13 protein-coding genes are annotated in these 14827 nt (G+C 64.2%); 5 read left to right on the top strand and 8 right to left on the bottom strand.

Going from position 1 to position 14827, the window contains the following annotated elements; all coding sequences use genetic code 11:
- Nucleotides 1–2 precede the first annotated feature (2 nt).
- From IV454_RS16605 to IV454_RS16590, 4 genes are all read left to right on the top strand, one after another.
- Complete coding sequence (locus tag IV454_RS16605) at nt 3–1010, top strand: DUF58 domain-containing protein (protein WP_206092434.1); 1008 nt, start codon at nt 3–5, stop codon at nt 1008–1010.
- A complete protein-coding gene (locus IV454_RS16600; protein ID WP_206092433.1) occupies nt 1007–3028 on the top strand; it encodes a transglutaminase TgpA family protein in 2022 nt (673 codons plus the stop codon). The genes IV454_RS16605 and IV454_RS16600 overlap by 4 nt, the downstream gene beginning before the upstream one ends.
- The gene (gene mltB / locus IV454_RS16595; protein WP_206092432.1) at nt 3028–4188 is read left to right on the top strand and encodes a lytic murein transglycosylase B; all 1161 of its coding nucleotides are present in this window, start codon (nt 3028–3030) and stop codon (nt 4186–4188) included. The genes IV454_RS16600 and mltB overlap by 1 nt, the downstream gene beginning before the upstream one ends.
- A gap of 470 nt (nt 4189–4658) precedes the next feature.
- Nucleotides 4659–4985 (top strand): hypothetical protein, encoded by a 327-nt coding sequence (locus IV454_RS16590; RefSeq protein ID WP_054266941.1) that lies wholly within the window; start codon nt 4659–4661, stop codon nt 4983–4985.
- Between the two features lie 178 nt (nt 4986–5163).
- Here IV454_RS16590 and cysM read toward each other — a convergent pair whose 3' ends face one another.
- Nucleotides 5164–6066 (bottom strand): cysteine synthase CysM, encoded by a 903-nt coding sequence (gene cysM, locus IV454_RS16585; RefSeq protein ID WP_206092430.1) that lies wholly within the window; start codon nt 6064–6066, stop codon nt 5164–5166.
- A 129-nt stretch (nt 6067–6195) separates the two neighbouring features.
- Here cysM and IV454_RS16580 point away from each other — a divergent pair, with 129 nt between their 5' ends.
- Nucleotides 6196–7935, top strand: coding sequence for an FAD-dependent oxidoreductase (locus IV454_RS16580; RefSeq protein ID WP_206092428.1), 1740 nt, complete (start codon nt 6196–6198; stop codon nt 7933–7935).
- A 122-nt stretch (nt 7936–8057) separates the two neighbouring features.
- Here IV454_RS16580 and IV454_RS16575 read toward each other — a convergent pair whose 3' ends face one another.
- The 7 genes from IV454_RS16575 to rpsA all read right to left on the bottom strand — a co-directional run bounded on the left by IV454_RS16575 (nt 8058) and on the right by rpsA (nt 14802).
- On the bottom strand, nt 8058–9440 hold the full coding sequence (locus IV454_RS16575) for a M20/M25/M40 family metallo-hydrolase (protein WP_206092426.1): 1383 nt from the start codon (nt 9438–9440) through the stop codon (nt 8058–8060).
- Nucleotides 9441–9603: 163 nt separating this feature from the next.
- A complete protein-coding gene (locus tag IV454_RS16570) occupies nt 9604–9960 on the bottom strand; it encodes a ComEA family DNA-binding protein (RefSeq protein ID WP_206092424.1) in 357 nt (118 codons plus the stop codon).
- A 136-nt stretch (nt 9961–10096) separates the two neighbouring features.
- Nucleotides 10097–11080 (bottom strand): D-glycero-beta-D-manno-heptose-7-phosphate kinase, encoded by a 984-nt coding sequence (gene rfaE1 / locus IV454_RS16565; RefSeq protein ID WP_054266927.1) that lies wholly within the window; start codon nt 11078–11080, stop codon nt 10097–10099.
- Nucleotides 11081–11095: 15 nt separating this feature from the next.
- Entirely contained in the window at nt 11096–12271 is a 1176-nt protein-coding gene (lapB, locus tag IV454_RS16560) for a lipopolysaccharide assembly protein LapB (RefSeq protein WP_206092422.1), read from the bottom strand.
- A gap of 30 nt (nt 12272–12301) precedes the next feature.
- Complete coding sequence (locus tag IV454_RS16555) at nt 12302–12607, bottom strand: LapA family protein (RefSeq protein WP_206092421.1); 306 nt, start codon at nt 12605–12607, stop codon at nt 12302–12304.
- 158 nt (nt 12608–12765) lie between these two features.
- Nucleotides 12766–13071, bottom strand: a complete 306-nt coding sequence (locus tag IV454_RS16550) for an integration host factor subunit beta (RefSeq protein ID WP_008446215.1) — start codon at nt 13069–13071, stop codon at nt 12766–12768.
- An 18-nt stretch (nt 13072–13089) separates the two neighbouring features.
- Nucleotides 13090–14802 carry a 30S ribosomal protein S1 gene (gene rpsA, locus IV454_RS16545; protein WP_267692439.1) on the bottom strand — a complete coding sequence of 571 codons (1713 nt, stop codon included), beginning with the start codon at nt 14800–14802 and terminating at the stop codon, nt 13090–13092.
- Nucleotides 14803–14827 lie beyond the last annotated feature (25 nt).

The raw sequence follows: 14827 nt of genomic DNA, 5'->3' as shown, positions 1-14827 counted from the left end.
CAATGGCGGCCTCCCCGAACCGCTTCATTCCCGCCGCGGTGCGCGCCAAGGCCGACACCTGGCTGTTCCAGAAGCGCGGCGTCGATCCCGGCGAAACCTTGCTGACCCAGCGCCGCGTGTTCATCGTGCCGTCCGGCGCCGGCCTGGGATTTGCCGCGCTGATCCTGATCCTGCTGATCGGCTCGATCAACTATTCTCTCGGCCTCGGTTTCGCGCTGACCTTCACCATGGGCACCTGCGCCATGGTCGACATCTATATGACGTATAAAAACCTGGCGCACCTGCACCTGCGCCCGGGCCGCGCGCAGCCGGTGTTCGCCGGCGAGGTGGCGCAGTTCGAACTGCACCTGGTCAACCGCACCAGGCTCGATCGCTACGCGCTGTGGGTCGACTTCATGGAGGCGGGCGAAGCGCGCCACGTGCTCGATGTCGGCGCCGGCGCGAGCAGCGCCGTGCTGCTGTCGGCGCCGAGCACGGAACGCGGCTGGCTGGCCGCGCCGCGCATCCGCCTGACCACGCGTTTTCCGCTCGGCCTGTTGCGCGCGTGGAGCTACTGGCAGCCGGACCTGAACGCGCTGGTGTATCCCTTCCCCGAAGAAAACGCGCCGCCGCTGCCGATCACGGGTGTCGAGAGCGCCGACGGCCACGGCCACGCCGGCCACGACGACTTCGCCGGCATCCGCAGCTACCAGCCGGGCGACTCGCTGCGCCACCTGGCCTGGCGCCAGATCGCGCGGCTCGACCCGGCCGACGGCGGCCAGCTGGTGACCAAGCATTTCGAAGGCGGCGCGGTGGACGAGCTGGTGCTCGACTTTAACGCCATGCCCGCCATCATGAACCTGGAACTGCGCCTGTCGCGCATGACGCGCTGGGTGCTCGACGCCGAACAGCGCGCCCTGCCCTACGCCTTTCGCATCGGCGCCACCGACTTCGAGGCGTCCCTCGGCGAAGCGCACCAGGCGGCCTGCCTGCGCGCGCTGGCCCTGCACGGCCTGAAGGAGGCGCCATGAGCGGCGCCGGCGCAGCGCGCCCCAGCCTGGCGCGCCTGGCCGCGCAACTGCCGCGCGACAAGGCCGATACCCTGCTGCTGCTGGGCGCGGCCCTGATGGTGCTCGCGCCCCATGCCGAACACCTGCCGCTGTGGGTATCGAGCCTGTGCGCCCTGACCCTGCTGTGGCGTACCCTGGCCACCCTGCGCGGCACGCGCATGCCGTCCGCGCTCCTGCTGCTGCCGCTGTCGATGGCGGCCATGGCCGGTGTGTTCATGAGCTACCGCACCCTGTTCGGACGCGATGCCGGGGTGGCCATGCTGGTGCTGCTGGTCGCTTTCAAGATGCTGGAAATGCACGCCAAACGCGACCTGTTCGTGGTGATTTTCCTGTCTTTCTTCCTGGTGCTGACCAATTTTTTCTACTCGCAGAGCATCCTGACGGCGCTGATGATGGTCGCCTCGATCATCGCGCTGCTGACCGCGCAGCTCTCGTTCCAGTTCACCGGCAAGGTGCCGTCGCTGGGCCGGCGCCTGTGGATGGGCGCGCGCGTGTTCCTGCTGGCCGCGCCGCTGGCGCTGGTGCTGTTCTTCCTGTTCCCGCGCATCCAGGGGCCGCTGTGGGGCATGCCGGGCGACGCCCAGGGCGCGCGCACCGGCCTGTCGAACAGCATGGCGCCGGGGAATATGTCGAACCTGGCGCAGTCGGACGACCCGGTATTCCAGGTGCGCTTTCTCGATCCGATGCCGCCCAAGCCGAAGCTGTACTGGCGCGGCGTGGTGATGGGCGATTTCGACGGCCGCACCTGGACCCCGCTGCGGCGGCGCGCACGGCGTTCCCCCGACCAGATCTCGATGACCGTGCGCGGGGACGCCGTGCGCTACGAACTGACCCTGGAGCCGTCCTCGAACAACTGGTTGTTCGCGCTCGACCTGCCGGACCGCCTGCCTGAGCTGAGCGGCAATACGGCCGGCGTGTCGAGCGAGCTGGAACTCACGTCCACCCTGCCGCTGAGCAAGCGGGTACGGTATGCGCTGTCGTCGCACACCGATTATAGCCTCGACGGCGGCGACGAACTGAGCGAGCGCGCACGCTGGCTGGCCCTGCCGCAAGGCTTCAATCCGCGGGCGCTCGAGACCGGGGCCCAGATCGCACAGATGAGCGCCGATCCGGCCGCGCGCGCCAATGCGGTGCTGGGCATGTTCACCAAGATGCCGTTTTCGTATACCTTGCAGCCGCCCCTGCTGGGACGCGACTCGGTCGACGAATTCCTGTTCAAGACGCGCGCCGGCTTTTGCGAACACTTCGCCAGCGCCTTCGTGGTGCTGATGCGCGCGGCCGATGTGCCCTCGCGCGTGGTGATCGGCTACCAGGGCGGCGAACTCAATCCCATCGATGGTTTCCTGATGGTGCGCCAGTCGGAAGCGCACGCCTGGGCGGAAATCTGGATCGCCGGGCGCGGCTGGCTGCGGGTCGACCCGACCGCCGCGGTGGCGCCGGAACGGGTGCAGCGCGGCCTGTCGAGCGCGCTGGCGCAAAACGCCCCCGCATTCGCCGGCCTGGGCGGCCTGCTCGATTTCGGCGGCGAGCGCAACGCGCTGCTGGAACAGCTGCGCTTTCGCATCGGCGCGATCAACACCGGCTGGAACCAGTGGATCCTTAACTACACCCCGGAACGCCAGAGCGGCTTCCTCGACAGCCTCAAGCTGCGCCTGCTGCACTGGCGCAGCCTCGCCCTGCTGGCCGCGATCGGCGCGGTGGTGCTGCTGTGGCGCGCGTTACGCCAGCGGCGCGAGGCAGACCCGGTCGATGCGCTATACTCGGCCCTGGGTCGACGGATGAGCCAGCTTGGCATGGCGCGCGCCGCCGACGAGGGCCCGAACGCCTACGCGGCCCGGCTCGCGCAAGCGACCCTGCCGCCGGACCAGCTGGCCGCCCTCAAGCGCTTCCTGACGCTCTACAGCGCCCATAAATACAGTGCCCGGCCACCCGCTCCCGGGCTGGCTTCCACCTTGAAAAGTTTGCTGAACAACATTTAATGAAACTGATATCTCTCTTGCTGGCACTGGCTGTGTCGGCAAGTCCCCTGAGCCAGGCCGCGCCTGCCAAGAAATCCGGCAAGAAAAGCGCGCACAGCCGCGCCAAGGCGGGGACCCGGGCCGGAGCGCGCGCGGCGGCGCCGCCCGTGGCCGTGCCGGCCGCGGTCCAGGCCGGCGACCCGATCGTGTTCAGCGAATCGGAAGCGGTCAACGCCTTCGCCGACGAGCTGGCCCTGCGCAACGGCTTTCCGCGCGCCGAGCTGGCCGCGCTGATCAGCCAGATCCGTTATGTCGATGCGGCGGTCCAGCTGGTCAAGCCTGCGCCCAAGGGCAAGCCCAAGAACTGGCAAAACTATCGCCGCGCGACGATCGAAGCGGTCCGCATCAAGGCTGGCGTGGCATTCTGGAACCAGCACGCCGCCGTGCTGGCGCGCGCCCAGGCCGAATACGGGGTGCCGGCCGAGGTGATCGTCGGCATCATCGGCGTGGAAACGATTTACGGGAAAAATACGGGGCGCTTCCGTGTGCTGGACGTGCTCACCACGCTCGCCTTCGCCTATCCCGAGGCGCCCAACCAGGCGGCGCGCATGGCGTTTTTCCGGGGCGAGCTGGAAAACGCGCTGCTGTTGGCGCGCAAGGCGAATATCGCCCCCTTGTCGATGCTCGGTTCCTTCGCCGGGGCCATCGGCATGCCGCAGTTCATGCCGGGCAGCGTACTGGCCTACGGGGTCGACTACGACAACGATGGCAGCATCGACTTGCGCAACTCGGCGGTCGATGCGATCGGCAGCGTCGCCAGTTTCCTGGTCCAGCACGGCTGGCAGCCCAAGCAGAGCGGGCCGATCGTGTATCCGGCGCGGGTGTCCGACGACAGGGCCTGGGAAAGCTTCCTCAACCAAGGCCTGGCGGCCAAGTTCCGGGCCGAGGAATTACGCGCCAGCGGCGTGAGCAGCGCCGCCCTGCCCGCCGCCCAGCGCTACGGCTTGATCGACTTGCCCAACGGCAGCGACCCGACCGAGTACCGCATCGCCACCGATAATTTTTTCGCTATCACGCAGTACAACCGCTCTTATTTCTACGCCATGTCGGTCATCGAGCTGGGCCGCGCCATCCGCCTCAGCAGGGCTGGACAGCCTCTTGCATCCGAGGAAACTTTGTAAAAGAATCTAACGCTCGGAAGGCGTTTTTGGCGCCGAAAACACGCGCCGACGGCCTTCCGCAGCCCCGAAATCTCCGCCAGCATCCCCCATTCGTGCTCCATAGAAACCCCTCTTGCGTTAATATACTCGGAAACATGTTGCTATTAAGCCAGTTCTGTTTAGAATTGTGCGGCGGAGGCATCTAAATTGTCTTACACTTAAGTTTTCTGGGAAAACAATTAGTTTTTCAGTGATTTTGTGAGAGAATTGCAATGCGGCTATGTTGCGATCAGACAACACAACCGACATCATTTTGTAATCTGTTATTGCTTATCGGTATTAGATTACAAAACATTGTACAATTGTGTATATTTTTTAAAAAGTGTTCCCCAAGATAAATTCGCAAGCGCACTTCGACGGTGGTTGACCAGCAGCGAGAGCTCCGCGTGTTTGACTTAGCAGCACCACTCACAATAGGAATTATTGACATCATGACAAACCAAGTCGGCATTGATATGAACAGCGATTCGGACTCCGATGATCTGCTGCAATACAACCCAAATCGTTTACTGGACACGCTGATCGAAAATCTGCGTCTCAAGAACGATGCAGCCCTGTCGCGCGCGCTGGAAGTGGCGCCGCCAGTGATCTCGAAGATCCGTCACCACCGCCTGCCGGTCGGCGCCTCCCTGCTGATCCGCATGCACGAAGTCAGCGACCTGTCGATCCGCGACCTGCGCTACTTGATGGGCGACCGCCGCAACAAGTTCCGCATCAGCGACAAACAGTTCAAGCCAAAAGAAGGCGATCCAGCGTAATAGCGGGATTGGTTGGGCCGCGTAGGCCGGGCCGCTGGCCGGACAAGCCCGTGCCTTGCCCTGTGGGGGGCGGCGCGCGGGAAGCAGGCAAAAACGCCTTCCACCATGAACGGGTCATCGACTCGTTCGCGGTGGAAGGCGTTTGTTTTGGCGCGGGGCAGCGCGAGCCCGCAGGCGACTATGCGGGGAACACGCCGGTCGACAGGTAACGGTCGCCGCGGTCGCACACGATGAACACGATGGTGGCGTTTTCCACCGTCTGCGAAATGCGCAGGGCGATCTCGCAGGCGCCGGCGGCGGAGATGCCGCAAAAGATGCCCTCCTCGGCCGCCAGGCGGCGCGCCATCTGCTCGGCCGCGGCCTGGCTCACGTTCTCGACCTGGTCGACGCGGGATTTGTCGAAGATTTTCGGCAGGTAGGCTTCGGGCCATTTGCGGATGCCCGGGATCTGCGAACCGTCTTCCGGCTGGGCGCCGATGATCTGGACCGCCGGGTTCTGCTCCTTGAGGTACTGCGACACGCCCATGATGGTGCCGGTGGTGCCCATGGCGCTGACAAAGTGGGTGATACCGCCGTTGGTGTCGCGCCAGATTTCGGGGCCGGTCGATTCGTAGTGGGCGCGCGGATTGTCGGGGTTGCCGAACTGGTCGAGGATGATGCCCTTGCCGTCGCGCTGCAGCTGCTCGGCCATGTCGCGCGCGTATTCCATGCCGCCCGTCTTGGGCGTGAGGATGATCTGGGCGCCGTAGGCGGCCATGCTCTGGCGCCGCTCGATCGACAGGTATTCGGGCATCAGCAGCAGCATCTTGTAGCCGCGGATCGCCGCCGCCATCGCCAGCGCGATGCCGGTATTGCCGCTGGTCGCTTCGATCAGGGTGTCGCCCGGCTTGATCTGGCCGCGTTCCTCCGCGCGCCGCAGCATCGACATGGCGGCGCGGTCCTTGACCGAACCGGCCGGATTATCGCCTTCCATCTTGCCGAGGATGACGTTATTGCGGGCGGCGGCGTCGGGCCCCGGCAGGCGCACCAGGCGCACCAGCGGGGTGTTGCCGATCGTATCTTCGATGGTCATGTAAGGCATGGGCTACTCTTTGCAGTTCAACAAAACACCCATTCTAATCCACGCTGCGCTTATCCGTTTGCGACAGGCTGGCTTAGCGCCCGCTAGCTGCTAGACTGACGGCTTTCCCCCTCACCAGAGCCGACTTCCATGAGCACCCTGCCCGCCCCTGACTTTATTCCCGACAACAGCATCAACGAGCGCGCCCAGAGTTCGATGAGCAAGTACGAATCGCGCCGCGACCAGATGTTTCCCGTGCTGACAGAGGCTGAAATCGCGCGCCTGCGCCGCTTCGGCAAGGAGGGACGCTGGAACGATGGCGAGGCCATTTTCGTGGCCGGTGGCGCCAATCCGGGCATGATGATCGTGCTGGCCGGCGAAGTGCGCATCAGCCAGCGCGACGGCATGGGCAACAGCCACAAGATCGTCGACCACGGCCCCGGCCACTTCACGGCCGACGTCGGCCAGTTGTCGGGCAGCCCGGCGCTGGTGAGCGCGCATGCGGTCGGCACGGTCGACGCGCTGATCGTCACGCCGGAAGCGCTGCGCGCCCTGGTGGTAGCCGAAGCGGAGCTGGGCGAGCGCATCATGCGCGCCCTGATCTTGCGGAGGGTCGGGCTGATCGAGGCCGGCAGCAGCGCGCCGGTGCTGGTCGGCCCGCCCGGCAGCGCCGACCTGTTCCGCCTCCAGACTTTTTTGACCAGCAACGGCCACCCGCACATGGTGCTCGATCCGGCCACCAGCCCGAACGCCGAGGCGCTGATCCGCATGTACCAGCCCGGCCCGCACGAACTGCCGCTGGTGGTGTGCCCGGACGGGGTGGTCAAGAAAAATCCGAGCCTGGCCGAACTGGGTCGCTGCCTGGGCATGCTGCCCGACCTGGACCCGGACAAGGTATATGACGTGCTGGTGGTGGGCGCCGGGCCGTCGGGACTGGCGACGGCGGTGTATGCGGCGTCGGAAGGCTTGTCGGTGCTGGTGGTGGAAAACCGCGCCTTCGGCGGCCAGGCCGGCGCCAGCGCGCGCATCGAAAACTACCTCGGTTTCCCGACCGGGATTTCGGGCCGCGCGCTGGCCGGACGGGCCTTCGTGCAATCGCAAAAATTCGGTGCCCAGGTGGCCATTCCCGCCGCCGCCGCCAGGCTGCTGTGCGACCAGTATCCGCTGCGTCTGTCCTTGGCCGGCGGCGGCCAGGTGCAGGCGCGCGCGGTGGTGCTGGCCTGCGGGGCGCGCTACCGCAAGCCGGACCTGGCCGATTTGGCCACGTACGAAGGCTGCGGCGTGTACTACTGGGCGTCGCCGCTGGAAGGCAGGCAGTGCCAGGGCGAGGACGTGGTGCTGGTCGGCGGCGGCAATTCGGCCGGGCAGGCAGCGGTGTTCTTGTCGGGGCATGCGAAGACGGTGCACATGCTGATTCGCGGGTCGGGACTGGCGGCAAGCATGTCGAGTTATCTGATCGAGCGCATTGCGGCCACGCCGAATATCGTGCTGCACACGCATACCAAGTTAAGCAAGCTGGAAGGCGATGGACAACGGCTGACCGGCGTGCGCTGGCAGCATCGCGACGAGGAAGAACAAAGCCACGCGGTGCGCAGCGTGTTCCTGTTCGTGGGAGCCGATCCGAATTCGGGCTGGCTGGAAGACTGCGGCGTGCAGGTGGACAAGGGCGGTTTCGTGATGACGGGGACCGACGTGATGATGGCGCGCTGCCGGGTGACGGGGCAGATGCTCAATACCGATGGGACCTTGCACGGACATCTGGAGACCACGGTGCCGGGCGTGTTTGCGATCGGCGATGTGCGGGCGGGGTCGACCAAGCGGGTGGCGGCGGCCGTGGGCGAAGGCGCGGCGGTGGTGGCACAGCTGCATGCGTATTTGGCGGTGAAGTAAGCCCTGTCGGTCCCGCCGCCCCCAACGGAGGTTTGTGCCGATGCTCCGGCGGATCAAAAAACTTGGGTTCCCGCCTTCGCGGGAACGACGGAGGTTTGTGTAACGCACGCATTAAGCGCACATCAGCGCAGCGGCGTCGGATACGTCGCCACGCTCACGTTGCCATCCTTGTCCACCGCCTGCACGCCGAAGAAGTAGTTATCCTTCGATAGCTTCACGGTCGCCTCGGTCACATTGCCCACATACAAAGCCCCCTGCCACTGCGCGGCGGTCGTGTCGCGCCAGACGATGCGGTAGCCCGCCAGATCCGGCTCGCCGTTGGCCTGCCACACCAGCTGCGAATCGTTCTCCAGCTTCGCGGTGCGCATCTGCACCTTCTGCGGCGCGGCGGGTGCCAGCGCCAGGGTCGCCAGCGCCGCCGCGTTCACCCGCGCCACGCGCGCGATGTAGTTGTAGTCGTTGAATTCGGGCAGATCGCCATACTGCAGCGCGCCTTCCTTGCGCACGTTCTGGTGCTGGTGCGTGAAGTCTTCGTTCGGCTCCGTGAAGCGCAGCGCCGGATAACCGCGCTCCAGGAACGGCATATGGTCGCCCCCGCGCAGATAGCGGTCGCGCCGCTGGGTCACATTCACCGTAAAGCCGGGCACATAGCGCTCTCCCATTTCCTTCACGTGGCGCGCCAGCTGGCGCGAGGTCGAATCGTTTTCGCCACCGGTCGCCAGCAGGGCGCGGCTGGTGTCGCTGTTCTCTTTCGTCGCGGGTATCGATTCGGCGAACAGGCGCACCTGCTTGTCGTCGACGCGGCCGTCGTCGGCGCGCGAGCTGCCGATGATATCGTTGGTGAACATGCCCTGCAGGTTCAGGTTCTTCAGCCTTGCCTGTTCGGCCCAATGCGCCGCGCCCAGCAAGCCCTGCTCCTCGGCCGCCACCGTCATGAAGACCAGGGTGGCGTCAAACTGGTGGCGCGCCATCACGCAGGCCATTTCCATCACGGCTGCGGTGCCGGAAGCGTCGTCGTTGGCGCCGGGCGCATCGCCCGTTGCGTCCATGATCTCGGTATTGCGCGAGTCGTAGTGGCCGCTGACGACGTAGATGCGGTCCCTGGAGGCGGCCTGCGTGCCGGGCAGGGTCGCCACCACGTTGACGATCTCGGTCGGACGCGAAATGCGCGCCGACACCGGCGTGACATGGCTGTCGAAACTCACCTGCAAACGCCCGCCGGCAGCGGCGCCGCAGCGTTCCAGTTCGGCCTTGATCCAGCGCCGCGCGGCGCCGATGCCGACCGTGTCGGACACGGTGTCGGACATGGTGTGGCGCGTCTTGAAGCCCACCAGCTTGCGCACATGCGCTTCGATGCGCTGCGGCGAAATATCGCCGACGATCTTGTCGATCTGCGCCTGGTGGCGCGCCACGTCAGGCGCGGCCGGGACTTGCGCGGCGCAGGCGCCGGCAGCGGCGGCGATCAGGGCGGCCAGCAGGGGTTTGGTGAACGGGACAGATGCCATGAGGGATCCTTTGCGGCGGGCGACGGTTGAATGGGCGACGTTATCTTCTCACGGCCCGGCGCGCGCAAGCGCGTCCATACAGCGAAAAAACTTTGCCCATGCCGCGCATATTCCATGAAAAAACCCCGCGGCAAGGCGGGGTTTTTGGCAGGACGCGCGACGCTTACATTTTGGCTGGCGCCGGCGCCGGCTTGGCGCTTGGGGCGGGTTTGCCCGCCGCAGCGGTCGGTTTGGCGGCACCGGCACCGCCAAACGGCTTGCCCGCTACCTGCAGCCCGGCCTGCGACAGCTTGGCGGCGCGCTTGTCGCCCACACCCTTGACGCGCTTGGCGAAGTCGGTCCAGTCCTTGAAATCGCCGCCCTTGGTGCGCTCTTCCAGGATCAGCTTGGAGGTGGCGGGCCCGACACCCTTCACACTGTCCAGTGCGGCTGCGTCCGCCTTGTTCACGTCGACCTGGGCAAACGCCATGCTCATCGCGGCCACCAGCGCTGCAACTGCAAGCATCAATTTACGGATCATGTTGTGTCTCCATCAGATTGTAGGAACGCGGTCGCGCCCCCAACAAGCTAACGGACGATGCGGCACAATGTTGACCGCTCCGATTGAGCGTTATCAGAACAGCAAAATGCCAATCGTGTAGGCAGGCCCGGCTTGTCTACAGGCCGAACAGTTCCTCGCGCGTCACGGTCGCCGTGCCGAGCTTGCCTACGACGATGCCGCCGGCGCGGTTGGCCGTCATGATGGCGTCGGCCATCGGCATGCCGGCGCCAAGCATCGAGGCCATGGTCGCAATCACGGTGTCGCCGGCGCCTGAGACGTCGAACACTTCGCGCGCGTCGGCGTGCATGTGCAGCACTTCGCTGGCGGTGTACAGACTCATGCCCTCTTCCGAGCGGGTGAGCAGCAGCGCGTCGAGGCGCAGTTCGGCGCGCAGGGCCTGGGCCTTGGCGGTGAGCTGGTCTTCGGACGACCAGCTGCCGACGATGCGGCGGAACTCCGACTTGTTCGGCGTGAGCACGGTGGCCCCGGCGTAACGCGAAAAATCGTCGCCCTTGGGGTCGACCATGACGACCTTGCCGGCCGCGCGGCCCGCCTCGATCATGTGTGCCACGTTCACCAGGCTGCCCTTGTTGTAGTCGGACAGGATCACCACGTCGTAATCGGGCAGCAGCGCGTTGAACTGGGTGAGCTTGTCGCGCAGGACGGTGTCGGTGGGCGCATCCTCGAAATCGATGCGCAGCAGCTGCTGCTGGCGGCCGATCACACGCAGCTTGATGATGGTGGAGATGGCTGGATCGCGTTGCAGGAAGCTGTCGATGCGCGATTCGGCCAGCAGCTGCGCCACCTGCTCGCCCGCTTCGTCGGCGCCGACCACGCCCAGCAGGCCGCAGCGCGCGCCCAGGGCGGCCGCGTTGCGCGCCACGTTGGCTGCGCCGCCCAGGCGCTCTTCGCGCCTTTCGATGCGCACGATCGGTACCGGCGCTTCCGGCGAGATGCGGCTGACGTCGCCGAACCAGTAACGGTCCAGCATCACGTCGCCGACGACCAGGATACGCACCGCGGCCAGGTCGGGCGCGGCGATGAAGGGATGGCTGTCGGCGCTGAGCAGGCGCGCGGGGGTGGCGGTGAGATTGGTCATCGGTTTCAGATACGTTTAATTCATGACATTGAGTTCTTCGGTGCGGCGCGGCGGGTAGGTCTCCCAGCGGCTGCATCCCGGGCACTGCCAGTAGAACTGGCGCGCCTTGAAGCCGCAGTGGCTGCACTGGTAGCGCGCCAGCTTCTGGGTGTAGCCGCGCACCAGGTTCTTCACCATCGACAGCTCTTCCCAGACATCGGCCGGCGCATCCATCAGGCGCGCTTCGAGCAGCTTGTCGAGGCCGAGCAGGGTCGGATTGCGGCGCAGTTCCTCGATCATCAGCTGCTTGGCCGCGTCCACGCCATCGAGCTCGATGACGGCCTTGAACACCACTTCGATCAGGTCGATGGAGGACGCTTCGGCCAGGTAGGAGCGCAGCAGGTTCACGCCTTCCTGCGGGCGGCCGACCTTGCGGTAGCCATCCATCAGGCGCTGCGCGACCAGGGCCACGTGCGGCACGCTTTGCTGCTCGACGCGGCGCCAGGTGACCAGCGCGCCTTCGGCATCGCCCTTGACCAGCTGGGCGTCGCCAGTCAGCAGGGTCGCACGGACGTTCTTGCGGTCGGCCTGCAGGGCTTTGTCGAGCAAGGCCATGGCGTCGTCGGTGTGCATGTGGACCAGCGCATCCTGGGCCAGCTCGCAGTAGAACTGGGCGATTTCCTTCTGGCGCGCGCCGGCGCCGGATTCCTGCAGGCCGAGCGCCGCCTCGATCGCGCGTGGCCACTCCTTTTCGCGCTGGTAGATTTCGAGCAGGGCGCGGCGCGCCTGGGCGCCGTAAGAGGTTTCGAGCAGCAGGTTGAAGGTTTCCTCGGCGCGGTCGAGCAAGCCGGCCTTGAGGTAATCCATGCCCAGTTCGTACTGGCCGTGGGCTTGCTCTTCGGCCGGCAAATCCGGGCGCGAGAGCAGGTTCTGGTGGACGCGGATGGCGCGCTCGATCTCGCCGCGGCGGCGGAACAGATTGCCGAGGGCAAAATGCATCTCGACCGTTTCCGGATCGAGCTTGACGATATCGATGAAGGCATCGATGGCCTTGTCGGGCTGCTCATTGAGCAGGAAATTGAGGCCGCGGAAGTACCCGCGCGGCAAGGTGCGCGATTCGGAGAGCAGTTGCTGGATATCGACGCGCGCGGCGATCCATCCCAGGGCGAAAAACAGTGGGATGCCAAGCAACATCCAGATTTCAAATTCCATGCGGTTCTTTTTGTTGGTTTTTCAGATGGGTTACTGCTGGGTGTTGACGCTGTCCGGCTGCGGTTGGGACACCTTGGTACGCGCCACGGTTTGCAGGGCGACGATGGTGTTCTTGTGTTTCGACGTTTCGCGGCGGTGGCGGAACATGGTGGGCGTGACGGCCAGGATGCCGAGGGCGGCGCCGGCGACGAAAAAGCCCAGCAGCATCAGCACCAGGGGGCCGCGCAATTCGTAATTGAGGAAAAAGTGCAGGTCGACTTCCTGCGTATTCTTCAGCGCGAAGCCGAAAAACAGGATAAACAGAATAAATCCAACGATGGTGGATACAAATTTCATCAGCCAGGTCCAGTCTGAAAAGGTCGCAAGTGTCGCATATTACACCAAAACAAAGGGGGGCCGGGACAGGCCGGCCACTCCGGCGACGTCCCGCAGCGGCACAAAGGGCGAAAAAAAACGGCATCCGTGGATGCCGTTCTTCTGTGTCGACAAACGACTCAGTCTTCAATAATCGGCTGCCCGACCATCGCATCTACCCGTTCGCGCAATTGCTTGCCCGGCTTGAAGTGGGGAACCCGTTTTTCGGGGACCATCACCTTGTCGCCGGACTTGGGATTGCGTCCGATGCGCGGCGGCCGGCTGTTCAGGGCAAAACTGCCGAAACCACGGATTTCGATGCGCTGGCCAGTCGCCAGGGCGTTGGTCATGGCATCGAGAATGGTCTTGACAGCGTACTCCGCATCCTTGGCCACCAGCTGAGAATAGCGCTCAGCCAGGCGGTTAATCAACTCGGACTTCGTCATCTGTCGATTCCGAGTGTCTTAGTTCTTGTTGTCGAACTTAGCTTTCAACAGCGCGCCCAGGCTGGTGGTGCCCGATGCTGCATTGTTGTCGGACGAGGTAGCCATTTTCTGCATCGCTTCCTGGGTCTCGACATTGTCTTTCGCTTTGATCGACAGCTGGATGCTGCGCGCTTTGCGGTCAATGTTGATCACCAGCGCTTCAACCGAATCGCCAACCTTCAGGTGGGTACCGGCATCTTCAACGCGGTCGCGCGAGATTTCGGAAGCACGCAGGTAGCCTTCAACTTCTTCGGACAGCTGGATCACAGCGCCCTTAGGCTCGACCGACTTGACCGTACCCGTTACTAGGGAGCCTTTGTCGTTCATTGCAGCGAAGTTGTTGAATGGGTCGCCTTCGAGTTGCTTGACACCCAGGGAAACGCGCTCGCGCTCGACGTCGATCGCCAACACGATGGCTTCCAGTTCGTCGCCCTTTTTGAAACGGCGGACAGCTTCTTCGCCGGTTTCGGTCCAGGACAGGTCGGACAGGTGTACCAGACCATCGATATTGCCGGCCAGGCCGATGAACACGCCGAAGTCGGTGATCGACTTGATCGCGCCGCGGACTTTGTCGCCCTTCTTGTGGGTAACGCCGAAGTCATCCCATGGATTTGCTTTGCACTGCTTCATGCCCAGCGAAATACGGCGACGCTCTTCGTCGATCTCGAGAACCATGACTTCCACTTCGTCGCCCAGCTGGACAACTTTGTTTGGTGCCACGTTCTTGTTGGTCCAGTCCATTTCGGAAACGTGAACCAGACCTTCGATACCCTGCTCGACTTCCACGAACGCGCCGTAGTCGGTGAGGTTCGTTACTTTGCCGAACAGACGGGTGCTTTGTGGATAACGACGGGACAGACCGGTCCAAGGATCGTCGCCCAGTTGCTTCACGCCCAGCGAAACACGGTTCTTTTCCTGATCGTACTTCAGGACTTTAGCGGTGATTTCCTGGCCAACGGTCAGCACTTCCGATGGGTGACGCACACGACGCCATGCCAGATCGGTGATGTGCAGCAGGCCATCGATACCGCCCAGATCCACGAACGCGCCGTAGTCGGTGATATTTTTGACGACGCCGGTCACCACGGTGCCTTCTTTCAAGGTTTCCATCAGTTTCTGACGCTCTTCGCCCATCGATGCTTCGATGACGGCGCGGCGGGACAGAACCACGTTGTTGCGCTTACGGTCGAGCTTGATGACCTTGAATTCCAGGGTCTTGCCTTCGAACGGGGTGGTATCCTTGACAGGACGGGTGTCGACCAGCGAACCCGGCAGGAACGCGCGGATGCCGTTGGTCAGAACGGTCAGGCCGCCCTTGACTTTGCCATTGACGGTACCGACGACGATCTCGCCCGATTCCATGGCTTTTTCCAGAGCCAGCCACGACGCCAGGCGCTTGGCCTTGTCGCGCGACAGGATGGTGTCGCCGAAGCCGTTTTCCAGCGATTCAATCGCTACGGAAACGAAATCGCCGACTTGAACTTCCAGTTCGCCCTGGTCGTTCTTGAATTCTTCGATAGGAATGAAAGCTTCGGATTTGAGGCCAGCGTTCACGATCACGAAATTGTGGTCGAGACGCACGACTTCAGCGGAAATAACTTCGCCGGAGCGCATATCTTGGCGCGACAACGATTCCTCGAAGAGCGCTGCAAAACTTTCCATACCGGTTGCTTCAGTTGTTGCTGTTGACATAGTTTGTACACGAGTTAGCCAGCAG

This window comes from Massilia antarctica, assembly GCF_015689335.1.
GTDB lineage: Bacteria > Pseudomonadota > Gammaproteobacteria > Burkholderiales > Burkholderiaceae_D > Telluria_A > Telluria_A antarctica.
The sequence above is the reverse complement of the archived record's forward strand: the minus strand, read 5'-3'. Positions and strand labels throughout refer to the sequence as shown.

Coding starts and splice junctions, on each gene's coding strand:
- IV454_RS16575 (WP_206092426.1), bottom strand. CDS start 9,440: ATGGCATCTGTCCCGTTCACCAAACCCCTGCTGGCCGCCCTGATCGCC.
- IV454_RS16605 (WP_206092434.1), top strand. CDS start 3: ATGGCGGCCTCCCCGAACCGCTTCATTCCCGCCGCGGTGCGCGCCAAG.
- rfaE1 (WP_054266927.1), bottom strand. CDS start 11,080: ATGACCAATCTCACCGCCACCCCCGCGCGCCTGCTCAGCGCCGACAGC.
- cysM (WP_206092430.1), bottom strand. CDS start 6,066: ATGCCTTACATGACCATCGAAGATACGATCGGCAACACCCCGCTGGTG.
- rpsA (WP_267692439.1), bottom strand. CDS start 14,802: ATGTCAACAGCAACAACTGAAGCAACCGGTATGGAAAGTTTTGCAGCG.
- IV454_RS16590 (WP_054266941.1), top strand. CDS start 4,659: ATGACAAACCAAGTCGGCATTGATATGAACAGCGATTCGGACTCCGAT.
- IV454_RS16600 (WP_206092433.1), top strand. CDS start 1,007: ATGAGCGGCGCCGGCGCAGCGCGCCCCAGCCTGGCGCGCCTGGCCGCG.
- lapB (WP_206092422.1), bottom strand. CDS start 12,271: ATGGAATTTGAAATCTGGATGTTGCTTGGCATCCCACTGTTTTTCGCC.
- IV454_RS16555 (WP_206092421.1), bottom strand. CDS start 12,607: ATGAAATTTGTATCCACCATCGTTGGATTTATTCTGTTTATCCTGTTT.
- mltB (WP_206092432.1), top strand. CDS start 3,028: ATGAAACTGATATCTCTCTTGCTGGCACTGGCTGTGTCGGCAAGTCCC.
- IV454_RS16580 (WP_206092428.1), top strand. CDS start 6,196: ATGAGCACCCTGCCCGCCCCTGACTTTATTCCCGACAACAGCATCAAC.
- IV454_RS16550 (WP_008446215.1), bottom strand. CDS start 13,071: ATGACGAAGTCCGAGTTGATTAACCGCCTGGCTGAGCGCTATTCTCAG.
- IV454_RS16570 (WP_206092424.1), bottom strand. CDS start 9,960: ATGATCCGTAAATTGATGCTTGCAGTTGCAGCGCTGGTGGCCGCGATG.